Here is a 15884-nt window from a genome sequence, read left to right as displayed (position 1 = left end):
TGGGCCGTTTGACGCCCGTCGAATTCGAGACCATCATGAACCAGAACCTGGTCCTTGCGGCCTAACCGAAACTGTCACCTATCCGTGCAGCAGTCCCAAGCTCTAGGGGCGCCTGCGGGGGGCCTGATCCCGACCAACCGCGGTGTGGTGACCATCGGGGGCACATACCCATACCCAAGCGACGGACGCCGCTCCGGGTTCGGGTGGACGGTGCTGGCGCCGACCACAAGCAAGGGGGCGTACGACGAATGCTGGGCACTCGTCTGGCCTTCATCGGCTGAAGTACGCCAGTTGCTGCTCAGCACGATTTCCGCGGATACAGTTCGAGGTGCAGACACGAGTCCGCAGTTCGGGCAACTCAACACTCGCCTGGGCGAGACCTACGACGGGTACCATCTGTTTCGAGCGCGCGTCACCTGCGGAGCCCCGATACTGGCGCTGACTGCGGGAGCAATGCTGGCTGTCGTTGCGGTTTGGATCCGGCGGCTGGATTTCGCAGCCCGCCTGCACGACGGCATGCGCAAGAGCGATCTCCAGTTCGTCCAAGTCCTCGAAACCGCAGCATGGTCCCTGCCCGCGGCGATCCTCGCCAGCGCCACTGGATGCTACCTCGCGCTCTCAACGGGCGGTACCGACGCGCTGGTAGTCGGAATCACTGCCGTTGCGAGTTGCGCATCCATGGTCGCAGGGGCTGTGATCGGGGGTGTCCTGACCACCATCGTGATCCGGGAAGGGAATCTGTTCCGATACTTCAAGAACCGTTGATGCGGCGAGCACGGACAGCACCCACAAACACAGTTCGGCTATCCGCCCTCGTCGTCTAGATTCGACGTATGCCGGAACGCCTGCTCGCCCCAGAGGGGACGGCCGCGTCCGTCGCGGGGTTCTCCCACGGCGGCGCGGTCATGGTCGCCGAGGACTTCGGCGAGGGCTCCAGGCCGTTCGTGCTGCTGCACGGGATCGGCATGGGTCGCAGCGTCTACGTCGACCTGGTCGCTCGGCTGGACGGCCGGGTGATCGGTCTCGACCTGCCGGGCTTCGGCGAGGCGCCGGAGCCGGAGCGCACGCTCACGATGGAGCGTCACGCCGACCTCGTGGCCGCGTTCCTGCGCGAGCGCGGCATCTCGGATGCCGTGCTGATCGGGCACTCCATGGGCAGTCAGATCGCCGCCGAGGTCGCGGCCCGGCATCCGCAGCTCGTCGCCGGGCTCGTGCTGGCCGGCCCCACCGTGGACAGCGCCTCACGCAGCATCCGTGTGCAAGCGCGATACCTGTTCCTCGATCTGCTCGGCGAGAAGCCCCTCGTGCTGTGGCGCGGGGCGCGCGAGTACCTGCGCGGCGGGCCGAACCTGGTGCGCAAGATGCGCGCGACGATCGTGCACCAACCCGAGAAGGCCTACGCCAGGGTGACGTGCCCGACGCTCGTCATCCGCGGCGAGCGCGACCCGCTCGCGCCGGTCTCGTGGTGCCGGCAGATCCTGAACGCGATCCCGGATGCCCGGCTCGTCGAGATCCCGGATCACGGGCACGGCACGCTGATCAGCGATTCGGAGCTCGCCGCGGCCGCGATCACGGCCTTCGCCGACGACCTGCGCTGAGCTGGGGCAACCCGAGTCTCACGCCCGTTACTCGTGTTTAAATGCCTAAACCTTAGTAACGAGTGCAATACTCGTGGTTATGGCGCACTCCGAGAACACGCCCCCTTGGCGCCGCTGGCCCGCGCAAGGCACCGAAACCCTGCCCTGGCGCCAGCAGGTTCGCGGCGGTACGAGAGAAGACCTGATGCTGTCGTCGGTGGACGCCGCGGTTCCGCCCATGATCGCCGCTCTCGACTACACACCCCCGCAGGAAGCTGTCGTCGCGTCAGAGTCCGCCCTCCTTTCCGTCGCGCAGGCCGACACAGACGCAGAGGGACACTCAGCAGCGATGAGCCGGTTCATGATGCGCACGGAGTCGGTCGCGTCGTCGAAGATCGAGCGCATCACGGCATCGGCGGCCGACTACGCCAAGGCCCTCGCGGGCAACAGGTCGAACAGCTCGGCCACCAGCATGGTCGCGGCCAGCACCGCCCTGCACGACCTCGTCACCGGCGTCTCCGACCGACGACGCATCGAGCTGGACGATCTTCTGGCCGCGCACCGCGCACTCATGAAGGACGATCCCGTCGGGGCGGACTACGCCGGGCGGCTGCGCGACATGCAGAACTGGATCGGCGGCAGTGACCACTCCCCGCGGAACGCGCTCCACGTGCCGCCTGCGCCGGCCCGGGTCCCCGCCCTGATGGATGACCTCATCGAGTACCTCAACCGAGACGACGTCCCCATCATTGTTCAGGCGGCGATAGGTCATGCGCAGTTCGAGACGATCCACGCTTTCACCGATGGGAACGGGCGCATCGGCCGCGCATTGGTCTCTGCAGTGTTCAGGCGCCGCGGTGTCACTCGGAACGCCGTCGTACCGCTGGCGAGCGGCCTTCTCGCCAAACGCGAGGAGTACTTCGCCGCGCTGGGCTCCTACCGGCGGGGAGACCCCGCACCGCTGATCCTTCTGTTCGCCCGGTCTGCACGCGCTGCGGCAGTCTGCTCGCGGGACTCGATCAGCCGCATCAAGTCACTCCCCGAGGAATGGAGTGCGGAGCTGCGACCGCGGGCCGGGTCGGCCGTCGCCTCGCTGATCCCCGCGTTCTACGATCACCCCGTCATGACCGCCGCCGAAGTCGAAGGACGCTCCGGAACCTCCGAGCAGCAGACGTACAAGGCCATCACGCGGCTCGCCGAGGCGGGGTTCATCCAGGAGATCACCGGGCGGAAGCGCGACCGGGTCTGGGTCGCGGCGGAACTGCTTGCGGAACTCGATGACCTCGACCGGCGGATCCAGCGGGAGATGGTGCGCCAGTCCTGACCCGACGCGCACCCGGCTCCGCTGTCGTCGACGTCGCGCTCGGCGCGACCACCTGACAGACGGATGCCCGGAGGCGCAGGCCCCCGGGCATCCGATCGTTCGGCTGCAGGCGATCAGCCGCAGACGCCGAGCGACTCCCAGGCTCCCCAGGTCTGCGAACCGGGGGCTCGCCCTGGGTCCACCACTTGGCCCTGTACTGCGAGCCCTGGTAGGTGACCGTCGCTCCGGCCGAGTAGGCCGTGCCTGCGCTCCAGGCCGCGGCGCACGTGCCCGGGTCGGTCCCGGGATCGGTGCCGCCGTCGCCGGGCGCGCAGTCCGAGAGCTTGTTCCAGACCGCGTTGCTGCCGGGGGTGTCTCCCTGAGTCCACCACTTGGCGGTGTATTCGACGCCCTGGTACGAGACCTTGGCGCCGCCGTTGTAGACGGCCGAGCTCGACCAGGCCGGCGCCGCGCAGGTGCCGGGGTCGGGGGTGGGCGTAGGAGTCGGCGTGGGCGTAGGTGTCGGCGTCGGGTCTGGGGTCGGATCGGGATCCGGCGTCGGCGTGCCGGAGCCGCACCGGATCCGCGTTCGCGATGGGGGCGATCAGCAGGGCACCGGCGATCACGGTCGTCGCGGCGGCGATGCCGGCGGCGAACCTCTCACGCGGGGTGCGCAGCGGGTTATGCACTCTGGTCACGGTTCTCCTCGGGAGTTCGGGGGAACCGTCACGCTACGCGGGCGCTCCGCTCCCCCGCATCCGTGATTCCCACATGATCACGCTGCGACAGGAACGGATGCTGCCGCGCGCCGCGCGATCAGCCAGATGCCGGCCGCGGCGGCGAGGAAGATCAGCCCCAGCGCCACCCACCCGGCGAAGCCGAAGGTGATCGCCGTGGCGTTCACGACGATCGGGGCACCGAGGGCGCCCAGCGAGAAGCCCATGCCGAACACACCCTGGTAGGCGCCCGCGCGCACCGGATCGGCCAGCTCGAAGCTCAGCCCCCAGGCACCGGCCTGGGAGAGGATCTCGGCGAAGGTGTGCGTGATCGTGGCGACGAGCAGCACCACGACCGCCGTCCAGGCCGGCAGACCCGCGGCGAGCGCGTAGATCACGCAGGATGCCGCCATCAGCCAGCCTGCGATCATCGTGACCCGACCCGCCACCCGCACGTCGTGGGTGCCGCGCGAGGCCCGCACCTGGAACAGCACGACCAGAGTGGTGTTCACCACCACGAGCACGGCGACCAGCACGGTCGGCGCGTTCGTGTCGCGCGTGATCCACAGCGGCACGCCGAGCTCGGCGACGCCGAACTGCATCCCGAAGACCGCGGACAGGGCACTCAGCAGCAGGTAGCGCGGGTCGCGCCACGGCGAGCGTCGACGCCAGTCCTTCCGCTCCTCGGCCGCCGCCGCGGTGGCCGCGGTGTTGATCGATCCGGTCACCGTGCGCACCGTGTCGGTGGTGGGCCGCGGCGGAGCATCCACCGCCGGCGACAGGCGCAGCAGCGGCAGCGACCCTGCGGCGCAGAACAGGCCTGCGAGCGCGATCACGGCCCGGTACGCCTCTGGCGTGCCCAGCGCCAGCGCGATCGCGCCGATCCCGGCGCCGAGGGCGATCGAGAGGTTGGTGACGGTGCGCAGCACCGCGCGGGCGTGCACGCGCCGATCCGGGGCGAAGCCGCGGGCGATGATCGCCGACCGCGCGGAGTGGCTCATCGAGTCGAAGAACCCCGAGAGCGAGGCGAGCACCAGCGCCGTGACGAAGTCTCCGGCGAAGGCGTAGCCGGCAAGCAGCAGACCGCCGAGCGCCTCGAAGCCGAACGTCAGGCGGCGAGCGCTCCAGCGGTCGGCGAGCCAGCCACCGAGGAACGACGCGATGACGCCGCATCCGCTCGAGACGGCCAGCACGATCGCCGCCTCGCCGGCGCCGAGACCGAGGATCTGCGTGAAGAACAGCACGGTGACCGCGAAGAACACCCCGCGCCCGACGCGGGACACCACCGTGGACAGCACCAGTGCGCGCAGCACCGGCTCATCGAGGCTCGCGACGATCCGTGAGCGGAGGGACGGCTTCTGCGCGGTGTCGGGAGCGGAGGTCACCCTCCATCCTGGCATGCGCCTCAGGCTCCTGTCGGTGTGGACGATCACCCACTTGACCGGATGTGGACGATCGCATACATTGAGAGATGTGGTCGATCGTCCACTTCTGAGGAGGTCGGGATGTCATCTGCAGTGCGGACCATGGCCGACGCCGGCGCTGTCCTGCGTGCCGCTCGCATGGCGCGTGGGCTGACCCAGGCCGAGGTCGCTGCTCGAGCCAAGGTCTCGCGCGAGTGGCTGAACGAGGTGGAGACCGGCAAGAGCCGCTTCGACTTCCAGCGCTATCTCGCCGCGTGCGAAGCTCTCGGACTCGAGGTGCAGGTGCAGAAGAGGTCGGCGGATGCCTGACCTCAACGCTTACCTCGACGGCCTGCCGATCGGACGCTTCCGACAGTCCCCCTCCGGCACGATCACGTTCCACTACGACGATCAGGCCACCACGCGAACGCCGATCTCCCTGTCGATGCCACGCACCCTTCCCGATCCCCGGCAACGAGCAGCACGACCGTATCTGGCAGGGCTGCTGCCGGACAACCCGGGCGCCCTCGCCGCGATCGCCCGTGAATACCGCACCAGTCCGTCGTCGCTGTTCGGGATGCTGACCGGAGTGGGACGCGACGTTCCCGGCGCTCTGCAGCTGCTCGCACCGGACGACGTGCCGGACGACAGTCCAGACGGAGCGCCGACCGGAGACGAGGTCGACGATGCGGCCATCGCTGCGCTGCTCACCACGGCAATCGAGATCTACCGCGACGGGCGGTCTGAAGCCGTCCAGCACCGATCAGCCGCTTCCCGACATGGACATCGCCGAGGCGATCACCCTTGAGGCCGCACGACGGCTCGGACTCCGTGTTGCGAGCACCAGCAGCTGGCAGGCATCCGACGCGGGACTCTCCGCTCTCGTCGTGGAGCGCTACGACCGGCGGTACGACGATGCCGGCTCGGTCCGTCGTCTGCATCAGGAGGATCTGACGCAGGCGCTCTCGGTGCCACCGGAGAAGAAGTACCAGGATCAGGGCGGTCCGGGCGTGGGCAAGGTCGGCGAGCTGATCCGGCAGCGAATCCCCACACGCGATCAGCATCGCGTCGGACTCGCCTTCTTCGAGGGGTTCGTCTTCAATATCGCGACGCTGGGCACCGACGCCCACGCCAAGAACTACAGCCTGCTGCTCGACCAGGACCGCGTGGAACTGGCTCCGCTCTACGACCTCGTCTCGGCAGCCTTGTACTACGACGAGAAGAAGGACTCCCGCATGCTGCGGCCGTCCATGTGGGTGGACGGCGAGCGCACCTTCGAGCGCACGACGCCGGAGAACCTCGCCCGCGAAGGCATCCGTCTCGGCCTCACCCGCGACGATGCGGATGCAGCGATCTCACGCATCCTCGCCGGGGCGTCGGCAGCGCTCACCGGCGCGGCGGCCTCCGCGGGTCGTGACGACATGGCCGACGCAGCGGAACGGAACCTCGAGAGATTCTCCCCCGCGCGCTTCGCAACCTGATCCCGTGTGGGATATGTCCCACAAGCATCCATGTCGGATATATCCCACTCACCCCGCGCCGGGCGGCGTCGTCTTCGACTCGGCGTACTCGTCGACCACGAGCTCGCGCTCGTCTACCGACCCATTGCGGTAGGCCTGCCGGCCCACCATGTGCGCCGACAGCGGCGCTGTCGCGAACTGCATCAGCACCACCGGCGCGACGATCACCAGCCCGATCAGGATGCCGCCGATGCTGCGCTGCGACAGCGCGATCGCGATGCAGATCACCAGCAGCCCGAGCACCTGCGGCTTGGTCGCCGCGTGCAGGCGCGACGGGACGCCCCGGAAGTGCAGCAGTCCGACCGCGGCAGACAGGCACAGGAGCGCGCCGATGAGGATCAGCACCAGCACGACGACGTCGAGGACGGCGTCGGGGATCTCGAGTCCGAACACGTTCATGAGGGGGTGTTGTCCCTTCGCGCCACGAAACGCGCCACGGCGATCGACCCGAACACGCCCACCATCGCGATCACCAGCAGCACCGGGATGTTGCGCGTGTGCCCGTTGATCGCCATCTCCGCGCCGAGCACGCACATCACCTCGGTGAGCAGCACGTCGCTCGCGACGGCGCGGTCGAGGATCGACGGGCCCCGCACGATGCGGATCAGCGTGAGGACGGCGGCGATCCCGAAGACCACCAGGATGACGCCCAGCAGGATGTTCATCGGCCCTCCCTCCGCGGGTCCTGAGCGCCCTTCGTCTCGCCTCGCTCGCTCAGGACCCGTGGAGCGAGACGAAGTGCGTCGGCGCGCAGCGCGTGGTACTGCGCGGGCGTGCCGAGTGCGCGCACGATGCGACGCTCCCAGCGCAGCACCTCGGCGCGGAACTCCTCGACATCCGCCTTCGTGTGCACGCCGATCACGTGCAGATAGAGGATGCCGCGGTCGCGGTCGGCCTCGATCACGAGCGACCCGGGGATCAGCGACGACGTGACCGACACGTGCGTCATGATCAGGTCGTCGGCGTACCGCAGCGGCACCGCGATGATCGCGGCGCCCGGCTGGCGGCGGAAGTCGAACACCTGGATGGTGACGCTCAACGCGCCCCTCACGACGGCCCAGAGGAACTGCACGACGAACAGGAACGCGTACCAGACGTTGATCCGGCCGGACAGCTCCACCGTCGGCAGCCGGAACACCCGGGTCACGAAGACCGCCACGACCAGGCCCGTCACGAAGGCCAATGGCGTGAACTGGTGCCACAGCAGCACCCACAGCACGACCAGCCAGGCGAGGAACGGCAGCTGCACCCAGATGTCGTGGACGAGGCCGCGGCGCGTTTCGGGACTCATCCGCTCGCCTCCTCATCCAGCTGCACGAGGGTGACCGGCTGCAGCAGCCCGGTGCCGATGCGGTCGCACAGCGCGTACAACGGACCGGCGAACACCGTCAGTACCAGTGTCACCCCGACCATGCCCCCGGTGGCGATCGTCATGATCGCGGGAATGCGGCGACGCTCCTGCTGCTCGTCGGCCGCCGGTGCGCCGGCGAGGTAGCCGTGCCGGCTCTCGCCCTCTTCCGCCGCGTCGTCGTCCTCGCGCCAGAACGCGAGGTTCCACGCGCGCATCAGGGCGTACAGCGTGAGCAGCGAGGTGAGGATGCCGCCGCCGATGAGCACGTACAGCATGGGTGTGCCGACCTCCGCCGCCGCCTGGAACAGCCCGATCTTGCCGATGAACCCCGAGAACGGCGGCAGGCCGCCGAGGTTGATCGCCGGCACGAAGTACAGCACGGCGAGCAGCGGCGCCGCCTTCATCAGGCCCTTCACCCGCAGGATGCTGGTGCTGCCGGCCCTGCGCTCGATGAGTCCGACGGCGAGGAACAGGGTCGTCTGCACGACGATGTGGTGCACGATGTAGTACACCGTGGCACCCACACCGGCCTCGGTCGCGATAGCGAGGCCGAAGATCATGTAGCCGACGTGGCTGACCAGCGTGAACGACAGGATCCTCTTCAACTCTGCCTGTGCGACTGCGCCGAGGATGCCGATGATCATCGTCGCGAGCCCCACCACCATGAGCAGCGTGTCGATGCTGTTCTGCGCGAACAGCTGCGTCTCGGTGCGGATCAGCGCGTACACGCCGACCTTCGTCAGCAGGCCGGCGAACACGGCGGTCACCGGCGCCGGGGCCGTCGGGTACGAGTCCGGCAGCCAGAACGATACCGGGAAGATGGCCGCCTTGATGCCGAACGCGATCACCAGCATGAGGTGCAGCACCAGCTGGGTGTCCTGCGGCAGCTGCGCCACCCGCTCGGCGACCTGCGCCATGTTCACCGTGCCGACCGCGCCGTAGATCGCCGCGATCGCGGCGAGGAACAGGATGGACGACACCAGCGAGACGACGATGTACACCGACCCGGTGCGGATGCGGGACTCGGTGCTGCCCAGGGTGATCAGCACGTACGACGCGACCAGCAGGATCTCGAAGCCCACGTAGAGGTTGAACAGGTCGCCCGCGATGAAGGCGTTGAAGATGCCGGCGGCGAGGATCAGGTAGGACGGGTTGAAGATCGAGGTCGGGGTGTCCTCCGCGCCGTCCGCGGCGCCCTGGCCGATTGAGAACAGCAGCACCGCGAGCAGCACGATGGCCGAGGTCAGCACGAGCAGAGCCGCGAACCGGTCGACGTAGAGCACGATCCCGAACGGGATCGGCCATCCGCCCACAGACACCGCCAACGGCGTGCCGCTCTGATCGACGACGACCAGCAGGATCGCCGCGATCATCGAGACGGATGCCAGCGTGATGGCCGACACGAGCACCTGCAGGCGCGGGCTGCGGCCGAAGACGAGCGTGACGGCCGCCCCCAGCAGTGGCAGGGCGACGAGCAGCGGGACGAGCGCGGTCATGTGCGATCCCCCTCCTCGTCAGGCCCTTCGTCTCGTCGCTGCGCTCCTCGCTCAGGGTCCGAGGCTTCCGCGGCTCCTGAGCGCGCTTCGTCTCGCTCCGCGGCTCCTGAGCGCGCTTCGTCTCGCTCCCCGGCTCCTGAGCGAGCGGAGCGAGACGAAGGACGTACGTCCGCGGCATCCGCCATGTCGACCGGAGCGTCGTCCCGGATGCCGGGTACGTCGCGCATGTGCAGCACCGTGATCGGCGCGGTCTGCTCGCCGACGAAGTCGGTGGTCGCGTCGTCGTCGCCGAACTCGGACTCGTCGTCGAAGACATCCTCCTCTTCGATCGTGCGCTCGCGGATCGCGAGGTCGGCCTCGTCGTCCGGCACGATGTCGGCCTGCCCCAGCTGCCAGGAGCGGTAGATCAGCGCGAGGAGGAAGGCCGACACGGCGAACGTGATCACGATCGCCGTCAGCGTCAGCGCCTGCGGCAGCGGATCGCTGAGGTCACCCTCCTCGCCGAAGAACGGCGCCTTGCCCGGCACACCCATCACGATGAGGAGCAGCAGGTTCACGGCGTTGCCCAGCAGGAGGAATCCGATCAGCACCCGGGTGAGGCTGCGCTCCATCATGGCGTAGACGCCGCAGGCGAACAGCACGGCCATCACGATGATGAGGGTGAGCGAGATGTCCATCAGACGCGCACCCCCCGCTCGCGCAGCAGCGCGGTCTGCCGGTCGACCTCTGCGCCGAGGCTGCGCAGCACGTCGAGCACCAGGCCGATGACCACCAGGTAGACGCCGATGTCGAAGATGGTCGAGGAGACGAACTCCAGATGGCCCAGCGCCGGGACATCCGCCTCCCACACCACGCTCTGCAGCGGTGCGAGGCCGAAGAACAGCGGCACCACCGCGTCGCCGACGGCGAGGATCAGGCCGGCCCCGAGCAGGCGGCCGGCATCCGTCGGTGCAGCGGCGCCGAGCTCCCAGCGTCCGCCGGCGATGTAGCGCATGACCAGCGCCATGCCCGCGACCAGGCCGCCGGCGAAGCCGCCGCCGGGGCCGTTGTGGCCGGCGAAGAGCAGGTAGATCGACACCACGATGACCGTGTGGAACAGGATGCGCACGATCACCTCGAGCAGGATCGAGCGGTTCTCGGGCTTCTGCTGCTGGCTGCCGATCAGCCACGCGCGGTTGCCGCTGCGGTTCTCCGCGGTCTGGAAGCGCGGACCATCGACCGTCTCGATGAGCGGACGCCGGTCGCCGCGACGACGCGACGTCGCCGGCAGCGCTCGCGTGCTGGAGAGCAGGTCCGCACGGTGCGAGACGAACACGAGGGATGCCACTCCGGTGGCCGCGAGCACGAGCACACTGAGCTCGCCCATCGTGTCCCAGCCGCGCAGGTCGACGAGGGCGACGTTGACGACGTTCTTGCCGTGCCCGAGCTCGTAGGCGAGTTGCGGGAAGGCGACCGAGATCGGCTCGGTGATCCGTGCCTGGGTGGCGACGATCGCGACCAGCGCCATCGTCGCGCCGGCGCCGACGGCGAGCAGCGCGCGGGGCAGGCGGCCGACCGAGGCGTTGTGCTCCCCCATCCGCGACGGCAGGCGGCGCAGCACCAGCGCGAAGGTGACCATCGTGACCGTCTCGACCAGGATCTGCGTGAGCGCGAGATCGGGGGCGCCGCTGGTGGCGAACAGCACCACCATGCCGAGGCCGGTCACCGAGACCAGCACGACGCCGGTGTAGCGCTTGCGGGCGCGGACGGCGACGATGCCGGCGGCGGCCATGATCGGGGCGACGACGATCTGCGCCGGGGTGTGCCAGGCCGAGAGCTGCATCGCCTGCGGGGTGCCCGCCATGACCAGGGCGGTCGCCTCAGCGGCGATGAAGACGACGAAGATCGTGCCGACGTAGATCGGAAGCGAACCCCGCTGCGTCAGGGTCGTGGTCAGCACCGAGAGCCGGTCGACGCCGCGCATGACGGCGTAGTAGACGTCGGCCGCGGTGAAGGGCAGCAGACGCGGCTTCGCATCCCAGCCGGTACGACGCGTGAGCAGGAAGAAGCCGATGCCGATCAGGATCGACAGGATCGAGATGCCCAGCGCGGGTTCGAAGCCGTGCCAGAGCGCGAGATGGCCGGTGCCATGACCGTCGTCCGGCGCGGTGACGGCGTAGCCGTGCAGCATGACGTCGAGGGCGGGCGCGGCGATGCCCACCCCGATGGTCGCCCCGGCGAGGATGATCGGCGCGGAGAGGAAGCCCACCGGCGGGTCGGGCCAGGCCGTGTCCGGCATCCGATCGCCGCTCTTGTCGTGCTTCGTCCAGAACGCGCCCCAGAGGAAGCGCGTCCCGTATGCCGCCGTCAGCATGGAACCGAGGATGACGCCGATCAGCGCCACCAGACCCCAGGGCTCCCCCGCCTGAGCGGCGTCCAGCAGGGCCGTCAGCGACGACTCCTTCGCGACGAATCCGATCGTGGGGGCGATGCCCATCATCGACGCGATCGAGATGAATGCGGTCGTCGCCATGACCGGCGCCTGGCGGCCGACGCCGGACAGCTCACGGATGTCGCGGGTCGACAGCTGGCGGTCGATCACGCCGACGATCAGGAAGAGTGCCGATTTGAACAGCGCGTGGCCGATGACGAGTGCGAGGCCGCCGAGCGCCGCGGCCTGGGTGCCGAAGCCGATCACCACGGCGAAGAAGCCCAGCTGGCTGACCGTGCCGAAGGCGAGGATGCGCTTCAGGTCGGTCTCGCGAAGCGCCTGGATGCCGCCCAGCAGCATGGTGAACACGCCCAGTGAGACGACGATCGGCCGCCAGGGGCCGGTCTGCGCGAACACCGGGGCGAACAGGGCGATGAGGTAGATGCCCGCCTTCACCATCGCCGCGGCGTGCAGGTAGGCGCTGACCGGGGTCGGCGCGGCCATCGCGCCGGGCAGCCAGAAGTGGAACGGGAAGATCGCCGACTTGCTGATCGCGCCCACCAGCAGCATCACGATCGCGGCGTTCACCAGTGCCCCGGACGGCGGGTCGGCCAGGAGCGCGGTGATGCTCGACGTCCCGGCGTCCACGGTCAGGATGATCGCGCCGACGAAGAGCACCAGGCCGCCGAGCGTCGTGACCAGCAGTGCCTGCAGTGCGGCACGACGACTGGCCGCGCGGCGCCGGTAGTGACCGATCAGCAGGTAGGACAGGATGCTGGTGATCTCCCAGAAGATCACGAGCATGATCAGGTCGTCGGTGAGGACGAGGCCGTACATCGCGCCGGCGAAGCCGAGCAGCACTCCGGCGAACTGGCCGACCTCGCGGCCCTCATCGAAGAAGTACCAGCGGCAGTAGAACAGCACGAGCGCGCCCACGCCGGTGACGATCAGGGTCATGACCCAGCTCAGCGGGGTCATGACCATGGAGAGGTTCAGACCCAGCTGGGGAATCCAGGGGTAGCTCTCGACGGGCGTGGTGGCCGGATCGAGCACCTGAGGGGTGAGCACGAGCGCGTGGATGAAGGCGGCCGCGGGGATGAGGGCTCCGACGGCGAACGCCTGGGCTCCCAGCCATCGGATCAGCGCAGGAAGCAGAAGAGAGCCCGCGAGGAACACGGCGAGGAGCAACGTCATAAGCGGCTCCTCACGCTCGTCGGGCCTTCCGGCCTAGGCGGGCTGTACTTGCCCCAGTCTATCGGGCACCCTCCGGCCGTTGAGTGCCCTTCGTCTCGTCGCGGCGCTCCTCGCTCAGGATCCGCGGAGCGAGACGAAACGCGCCCCGCATGCGAGAGTTGTCACGTGCGCGGGGGATGGCGTGAAGCGGCGGGGTGGGCTGCCGCAGTGGGCGTGGCGGTGTTCGTCGCCGCCCAGATGGCCGCATCCGCGCGTTCCGAGCTGCTGTTCCGCGACGGCGACTCTCTGGTCGTCGCGCTCTACGTCCGGTCGGTGCTGGAGGGGCAGCCGCAGGACTGGGCGTTCTCCACCGTGCTCTTCATGCCGGAGTCGGCATGCTTCGCGCTGCTCCGACTGGCGCTCCCCTGGCTCGGCCTCAACGCGCTGTTCGCGATGAACGCGGTCGTGAATCTCGTGGCGTTCTACGGCGCACTGCGCCTGGCGGCGGGGCGTCGCGGCGAAGGACGCTCACCGGTGATGTGGACGCTCCTCGCGTTCTCAGCGTTCTGCCTTCTCGTGGTTCTCGAGACATCACCGTCGCGGGATGCGCTGGAGCCGGCATCCCTGCTGCTGACCACGACCTACTACTCCGCGACGGTGATCGCGGTGATCGTGTCGGTCGGGCTGATCCGTCGTCGCGTCGAGGGCGGATGGTCCGGCATCCCGTACGTTCTGGGGCTGGTCGCCGCAGTGTCGACGCTGTCGAATCCGCTGTTCGCGGCGTGGGCGACCGTGCCCCTCGGCCTGCTGCTCGGAATGGGTGCCGTGAGGCGCCGGCAGGGTGCTCTCGCTCCGCTCCTCGCTCTCGCCGCCGGGACGCTGGCCGGCTTCCTCGCCCGCATTCCATTCTCGGCATGGATTGCCAACACCGGCACCGGGTACGCGCGGCCGTCGGAGTGGGCGCAGGCGCTGCAGTACTACGCCGGGCTCGCCAGCGAGCGGCTCACGTCGCCCGGCGGTGTCGCGGCGGCCCTGATCCTCGTCGCGCTGCTGGCGTTCTGCGTTCGTCGCACGCTGCGGTGCACCGGCGGGGCGCGCATCGTCGGCACAGCCGGGTGGCTGATCCCGGTGCTGGTCGTGATCGGCGCGATCGCGCTCGGCACGCACGCGGCCCGCTACCTGCAGCCGATCGCGTTCGTACCGGTGCTCTCGCTGGTCGCCCTCCCCCGCAGCATCCGGATGCCGCAGGTCGCCGCGCGCATGGCCGTCGCGGCATCCGCCGTGGTGGTGCTCGTGCTCGCCGGCGTCTCCGCACCCCGCCTGGCGTCGTCGGCCAGTGCCGACGACCGCGACCTGCGCTGCGTGACAGACTGGGTCGACGCCTCGGATCGCACGGGGGCCGGCCAATTCTGGACGGTGCGGCTGCCCAAGCTGCAGCTGGATGATCCGGCCCGGCTGGTGCAGGTCGACCACACTCTTCGCGGCTACGCCTGGCTGGTGAACCGCACCGACTTCGAGGTCTCGGAGGTCACTTTCCTCGTCGAGGATGACGCGAGCCAGGCGTGGGAGCTGCCACCGCCCGGAGTCACGCCCGACACTGTGATCCCGTGCGGTCGCTACCGGATCCTGGACTACGCCGGACACCCACTGCCTCTGGGACCGCAGCGATCTTGACCCTCCCTCCCTCTCTCCTCCCGCCGAAACCCCTGCTGACTGCCGAAACCCCGCCGCAGCTACGGTCAGCCAGGCGGGGTTTCGGCAACCAGACGGGGTTTCGGCAACCAGACGGGGTTTCGGCAACCAGGCGGGCGGGGAACGGGCGAGATCAGGGGCGCGCGGGCGGAGCCGCGGTCGTCGAGCCGGCGCGGAATCGGCACGCGAGGTGCACCGTCTCCCCCGGCTCGCCGTCGAGCATGCGCACGATCTGCTCGCCGGCGGCGCGGCCCTTGCGCACGGCCGGCTGCACTGCGGTCGTCAGGCGATAGTCGCCGAGTCCGTCCACGGCGATGCCGTCGAACCCGGCCACGCTCACGTCCTCCGGAACCCGCAGACCGAGCTCCTCGGCCGCGCGGATCACGCCGACCGCGAGCAGGTCGCTCTGCGCGAGCACAGCAGTCGGCCGATGAGCGGAATCCGTCAGCAGAGCGCGCCCGGCGATCATGCCCTCGTCGATGAGGCTGCCGGCCGCGCTGATCGCCGGAGCATCGGGGAAGACCTCGCGCGCGCCGGCGAGCCGGTCGAGCGTCACGTCGACGGTCGCGGCCGCGATGTGCTCCGGTGTGACGATCCCGCGTCGCCGGTCGGCATCCAGCGCGAGCGTCACCAGCGCGACATGCTTATGCCCCAACTGGAATACATGCCGCGCGACATCGGCCGAAGCCTCGCGATTGTCGAGCGTGACCTGGGGAATCCCCTCTCCCGCATCCCCCTCGATGACGACCACCGGCAGACCGCGACCTCGGACGATCTCGAGCGCTTCGCGCGTGCGTGCCGAGCAGCCGATCAGCACGACAGCGTCGACCGGCGCCTCGGTGACGGGGTGCGCGCCCGCCTCGTGCGGGTCGTCGCGCAGCAGCAGCAGACCGGCACTGGCCTCGGCCAGCGCGTCGGTGAGGCCGTCCATCATCGCGGTGGTCACCGGGTCGAGGAACGCGTGCCGCAGGTGTCCGCCGAGCACGACGGCGACGATTCCGCTGCGGCCGAGGCGCAGCGATGCTGCCCGCGGGTCGGGCCCGGTGTATCCGAGCTCGGAGGCCGCGGCGAGCACCCTCTCACGTGTCGCCTCGGCGACGTTGACCTTGCCGCTGAACACCACGGACGCCGTGGAGGTCGACACCCCGGCGGCGTGCGCGACGTCGGCGAGGGTGGGACGGCGGTCGTTCATGCCTCCGAGCATAACCCGGGGGTTCTCCGCCTTCGAATCGATTCGATACGA

General features: G+C 69.3%; 15 protein-coding genes and 1 pseudogene. 7 read left to right on the top strand and 9 right to left on the bottom strand.

Annotated elements, in window-relative coordinates; genetic code table 11:
• Positions 1–210 precede the first annotated feature (210 nt).
• The 3 genes from DY023_RS17800 (at position 211) to DY023_RS05290 (ending at position 2901) form a co-directional block, all read left to right on the top strand.
• Entirely contained in the window at positions 211–765 is a 555-nt protein-coding gene (locus DY023_RS17800) for a hypothetical protein (protein WP_147303269.1), read from the top strand.
• A 68-nt stretch (positions 766–833) separates the two neighbouring features.
• The gene (locus tag DY023_RS05295; protein WP_116241298.1) at positions 834–1598 is read left to right on the top strand and encodes an alpha/beta fold hydrolase; all 765 of its coding nucleotides are present in this window, start codon (positions 834–836) and stop codon (positions 1596–1598) included.
• Between the two features lie 328 nt (positions 1599–1926).
• Positions 1927–2901 carry a Fic family protein gene (locus DY023_RS05290; protein WP_245958604.1) on the top strand — a complete coding sequence of 325 codons (975 nt, stop codon included), beginning with the start codon at positions 1927–1929 and terminating at the stop codon, positions 2899–2901.
• Here the strand turns inward: DY023_RS05290 and DY023_RS18360 are convergent.
• Both DY023_RS18360 and DY023_RS05280 read right to left on the bottom strand, forming a co-directional pair.
• On the bottom strand, positions 2798–3463 hold the full coding sequence (locus tag DY023_RS18360; protein WP_116241303.1) for a carbohydrate-binding protein: 666 nt from the start codon (positions 3461–3463) through the stop codon (positions 2798–2800). The two genes, DY023_RS05290 and DY023_RS18360, sit on opposite strands and share 104 nt — an antisense overlap.
• A gap of 192 nt (positions 3464–3655) precedes the next feature.
• Positions 3656–4981: an MFS transporter gene (locus DY023_RS05280; protein ID WP_245958603.1), complete on the bottom strand. Its 1326-nt coding sequence runs from the start codon at positions 4979–4981 to the stop codon at positions 3656–3658.
• A gap of 120 nt (positions 4982–5101) precedes the next feature.
• Here DY023_RS05280 and DY023_RS05275 point away from each other — a divergent pair, with 120 nt between their 5' ends.
• From DY023_RS05275 to DY023_RS05265, 3 genes are read left to right on the top strand one after another with little or no spacing between them, the layout of a single operon-like run.
• Positions 5102–5329, top strand: coding sequence for a helix-turn-helix domain-containing protein (locus DY023_RS05275; protein WP_116241295.1), 228 nt, complete (start codon positions 5102–5104; stop codon positions 5327–5329).
• Complete coding sequence (locus DY023_RS05270; RefSeq protein WP_116241294.1) at positions 5322–5807, top strand: HipA N-terminal domain-containing protein; 486 nt, start codon at positions 5322–5324, stop codon at positions 5805–5807. Before DY023_RS05275 ends, DY023_RS05270 begins: the two co-directional genes overlap by 8 nt.
• Complete coding sequence (locus tag DY023_RS05265) at positions 5779–6480, top strand: HipA domain-containing protein (RefSeq protein ID WP_181905730.1); 702 nt, start codon at positions 5779–5781, stop codon at positions 6478–6480. The genes DY023_RS05270 and DY023_RS05265 overlap by 29 nt, the downstream gene beginning before the upstream one ends.
• A 48-nt stretch (positions 6481–6528) precedes the next feature.
• Here the strand turns inward: DY023_RS05265 and mnhG are convergent, their stop codons facing one another.
• The 6 genes and pseudogenes from mnhG to DY023_RS05235 all read right to left on the bottom strand — a co-directional run bounded on the left by mnhG (position 6529) and on the right by DY023_RS05235 (position 12970).
• Entirely contained in the window at positions 6529–6918 is a 390-nt protein-coding gene (gene mnhG, locus DY023_RS05260) for a monovalent cation/H(+) antiporter subunit G (RefSeq protein ID WP_116241292.1), read from the bottom strand.
• Positions 6915–7184 carry an MrpF/PhaF family protein gene (locus DY023_RS05255; RefSeq protein WP_116241291.1) on the bottom strand — a complete coding sequence of 90 codons (270 nt, stop codon included), beginning with the start codon at positions 7182–7184 and terminating at the stop codon, positions 6915–6917. The genes mnhG and DY023_RS05255 overlap by 4 nt, the downstream gene beginning before the upstream one ends.
• On the bottom strand, positions 7181–7810 hold the full coding sequence (locus DY023_RS05250; protein ID WP_116241290.1) for a Na+/H+ antiporter subunit E: 630 nt from the start codon (positions 7808–7810) through the stop codon (positions 7181–7183). The genes DY023_RS05255 and DY023_RS05250 overlap by 4 nt, the downstream gene beginning before the upstream one ends.
• Positions 7807–9366, bottom strand: coding sequence for a Na+/H+ antiporter subunit D (locus tag DY023_RS05245; protein WP_116241289.1), 1560 nt, complete (start codon positions 9364–9366; stop codon positions 7807–7809). Before DY023_RS05245 ends, DY023_RS05250 begins: the two co-directional genes overlap by 4 nt.
• 185 nt (positions 9367–9551) lie before the next feature.
• Positions 9552–10043, bottom strand: a pseudogene (locus DY023_RS05240) (Na(+)/H(+) antiporter subunit C); the annotation flags it as partial.
• On the bottom strand, positions 10043–12970 hold the full coding sequence (locus DY023_RS05235) for a Na+/H+ antiporter subunit A (protein ID WP_116241288.1): 2928 nt from the start codon (positions 12968–12970) through the stop codon (positions 10043–10045). The gene DY023_RS05235 and the pseudogene DY023_RS05240, both read right to left, overlap by 1 nt.
• Positions 12971–13135: 165 nt before the next feature.
• Here DY023_RS05235 and DY023_RS05230 point away from each other — a divergent pair, with 165 nt between their 5' ends.
• On the top strand, positions 13136–14623 hold the full coding sequence (locus DY023_RS05230; RefSeq protein ID WP_116241287.1) for a hypothetical protein: 1488 nt from the start codon (positions 13136–13138) through the stop codon (positions 14621–14623).
• Positions 14624–14774: 151 nt separating this feature from the next.
• Here DY023_RS05230 and DY023_RS05225 read toward each other — a convergent pair whose 3' ends face one another.
• Positions 14775–15833: a LacI family DNA-binding transcriptional regulator gene (locus DY023_RS05225; RefSeq protein WP_116241302.1), complete on the bottom strand. Its 1059-nt coding sequence runs from the start codon at positions 15831–15833 to the stop codon at positions 14775–14777.
• Positions 15834–15884: the final 51 nt, after the last annotated feature.

Origin of the sequence: Microbacterium bovistercoris, assembly GCF_003387575.1 — a bacterium.
In the GTDB taxonomy this organism is placed as follows: Bacteria; Actinomycetota; Actinomycetes; order Actinomycetales; family Microbacteriaceae; genus Microbacterium; species Microbacterium bovistercoris.
This window is presented reverse-complemented; position numbering and strand designations above follow the sequence as displayed.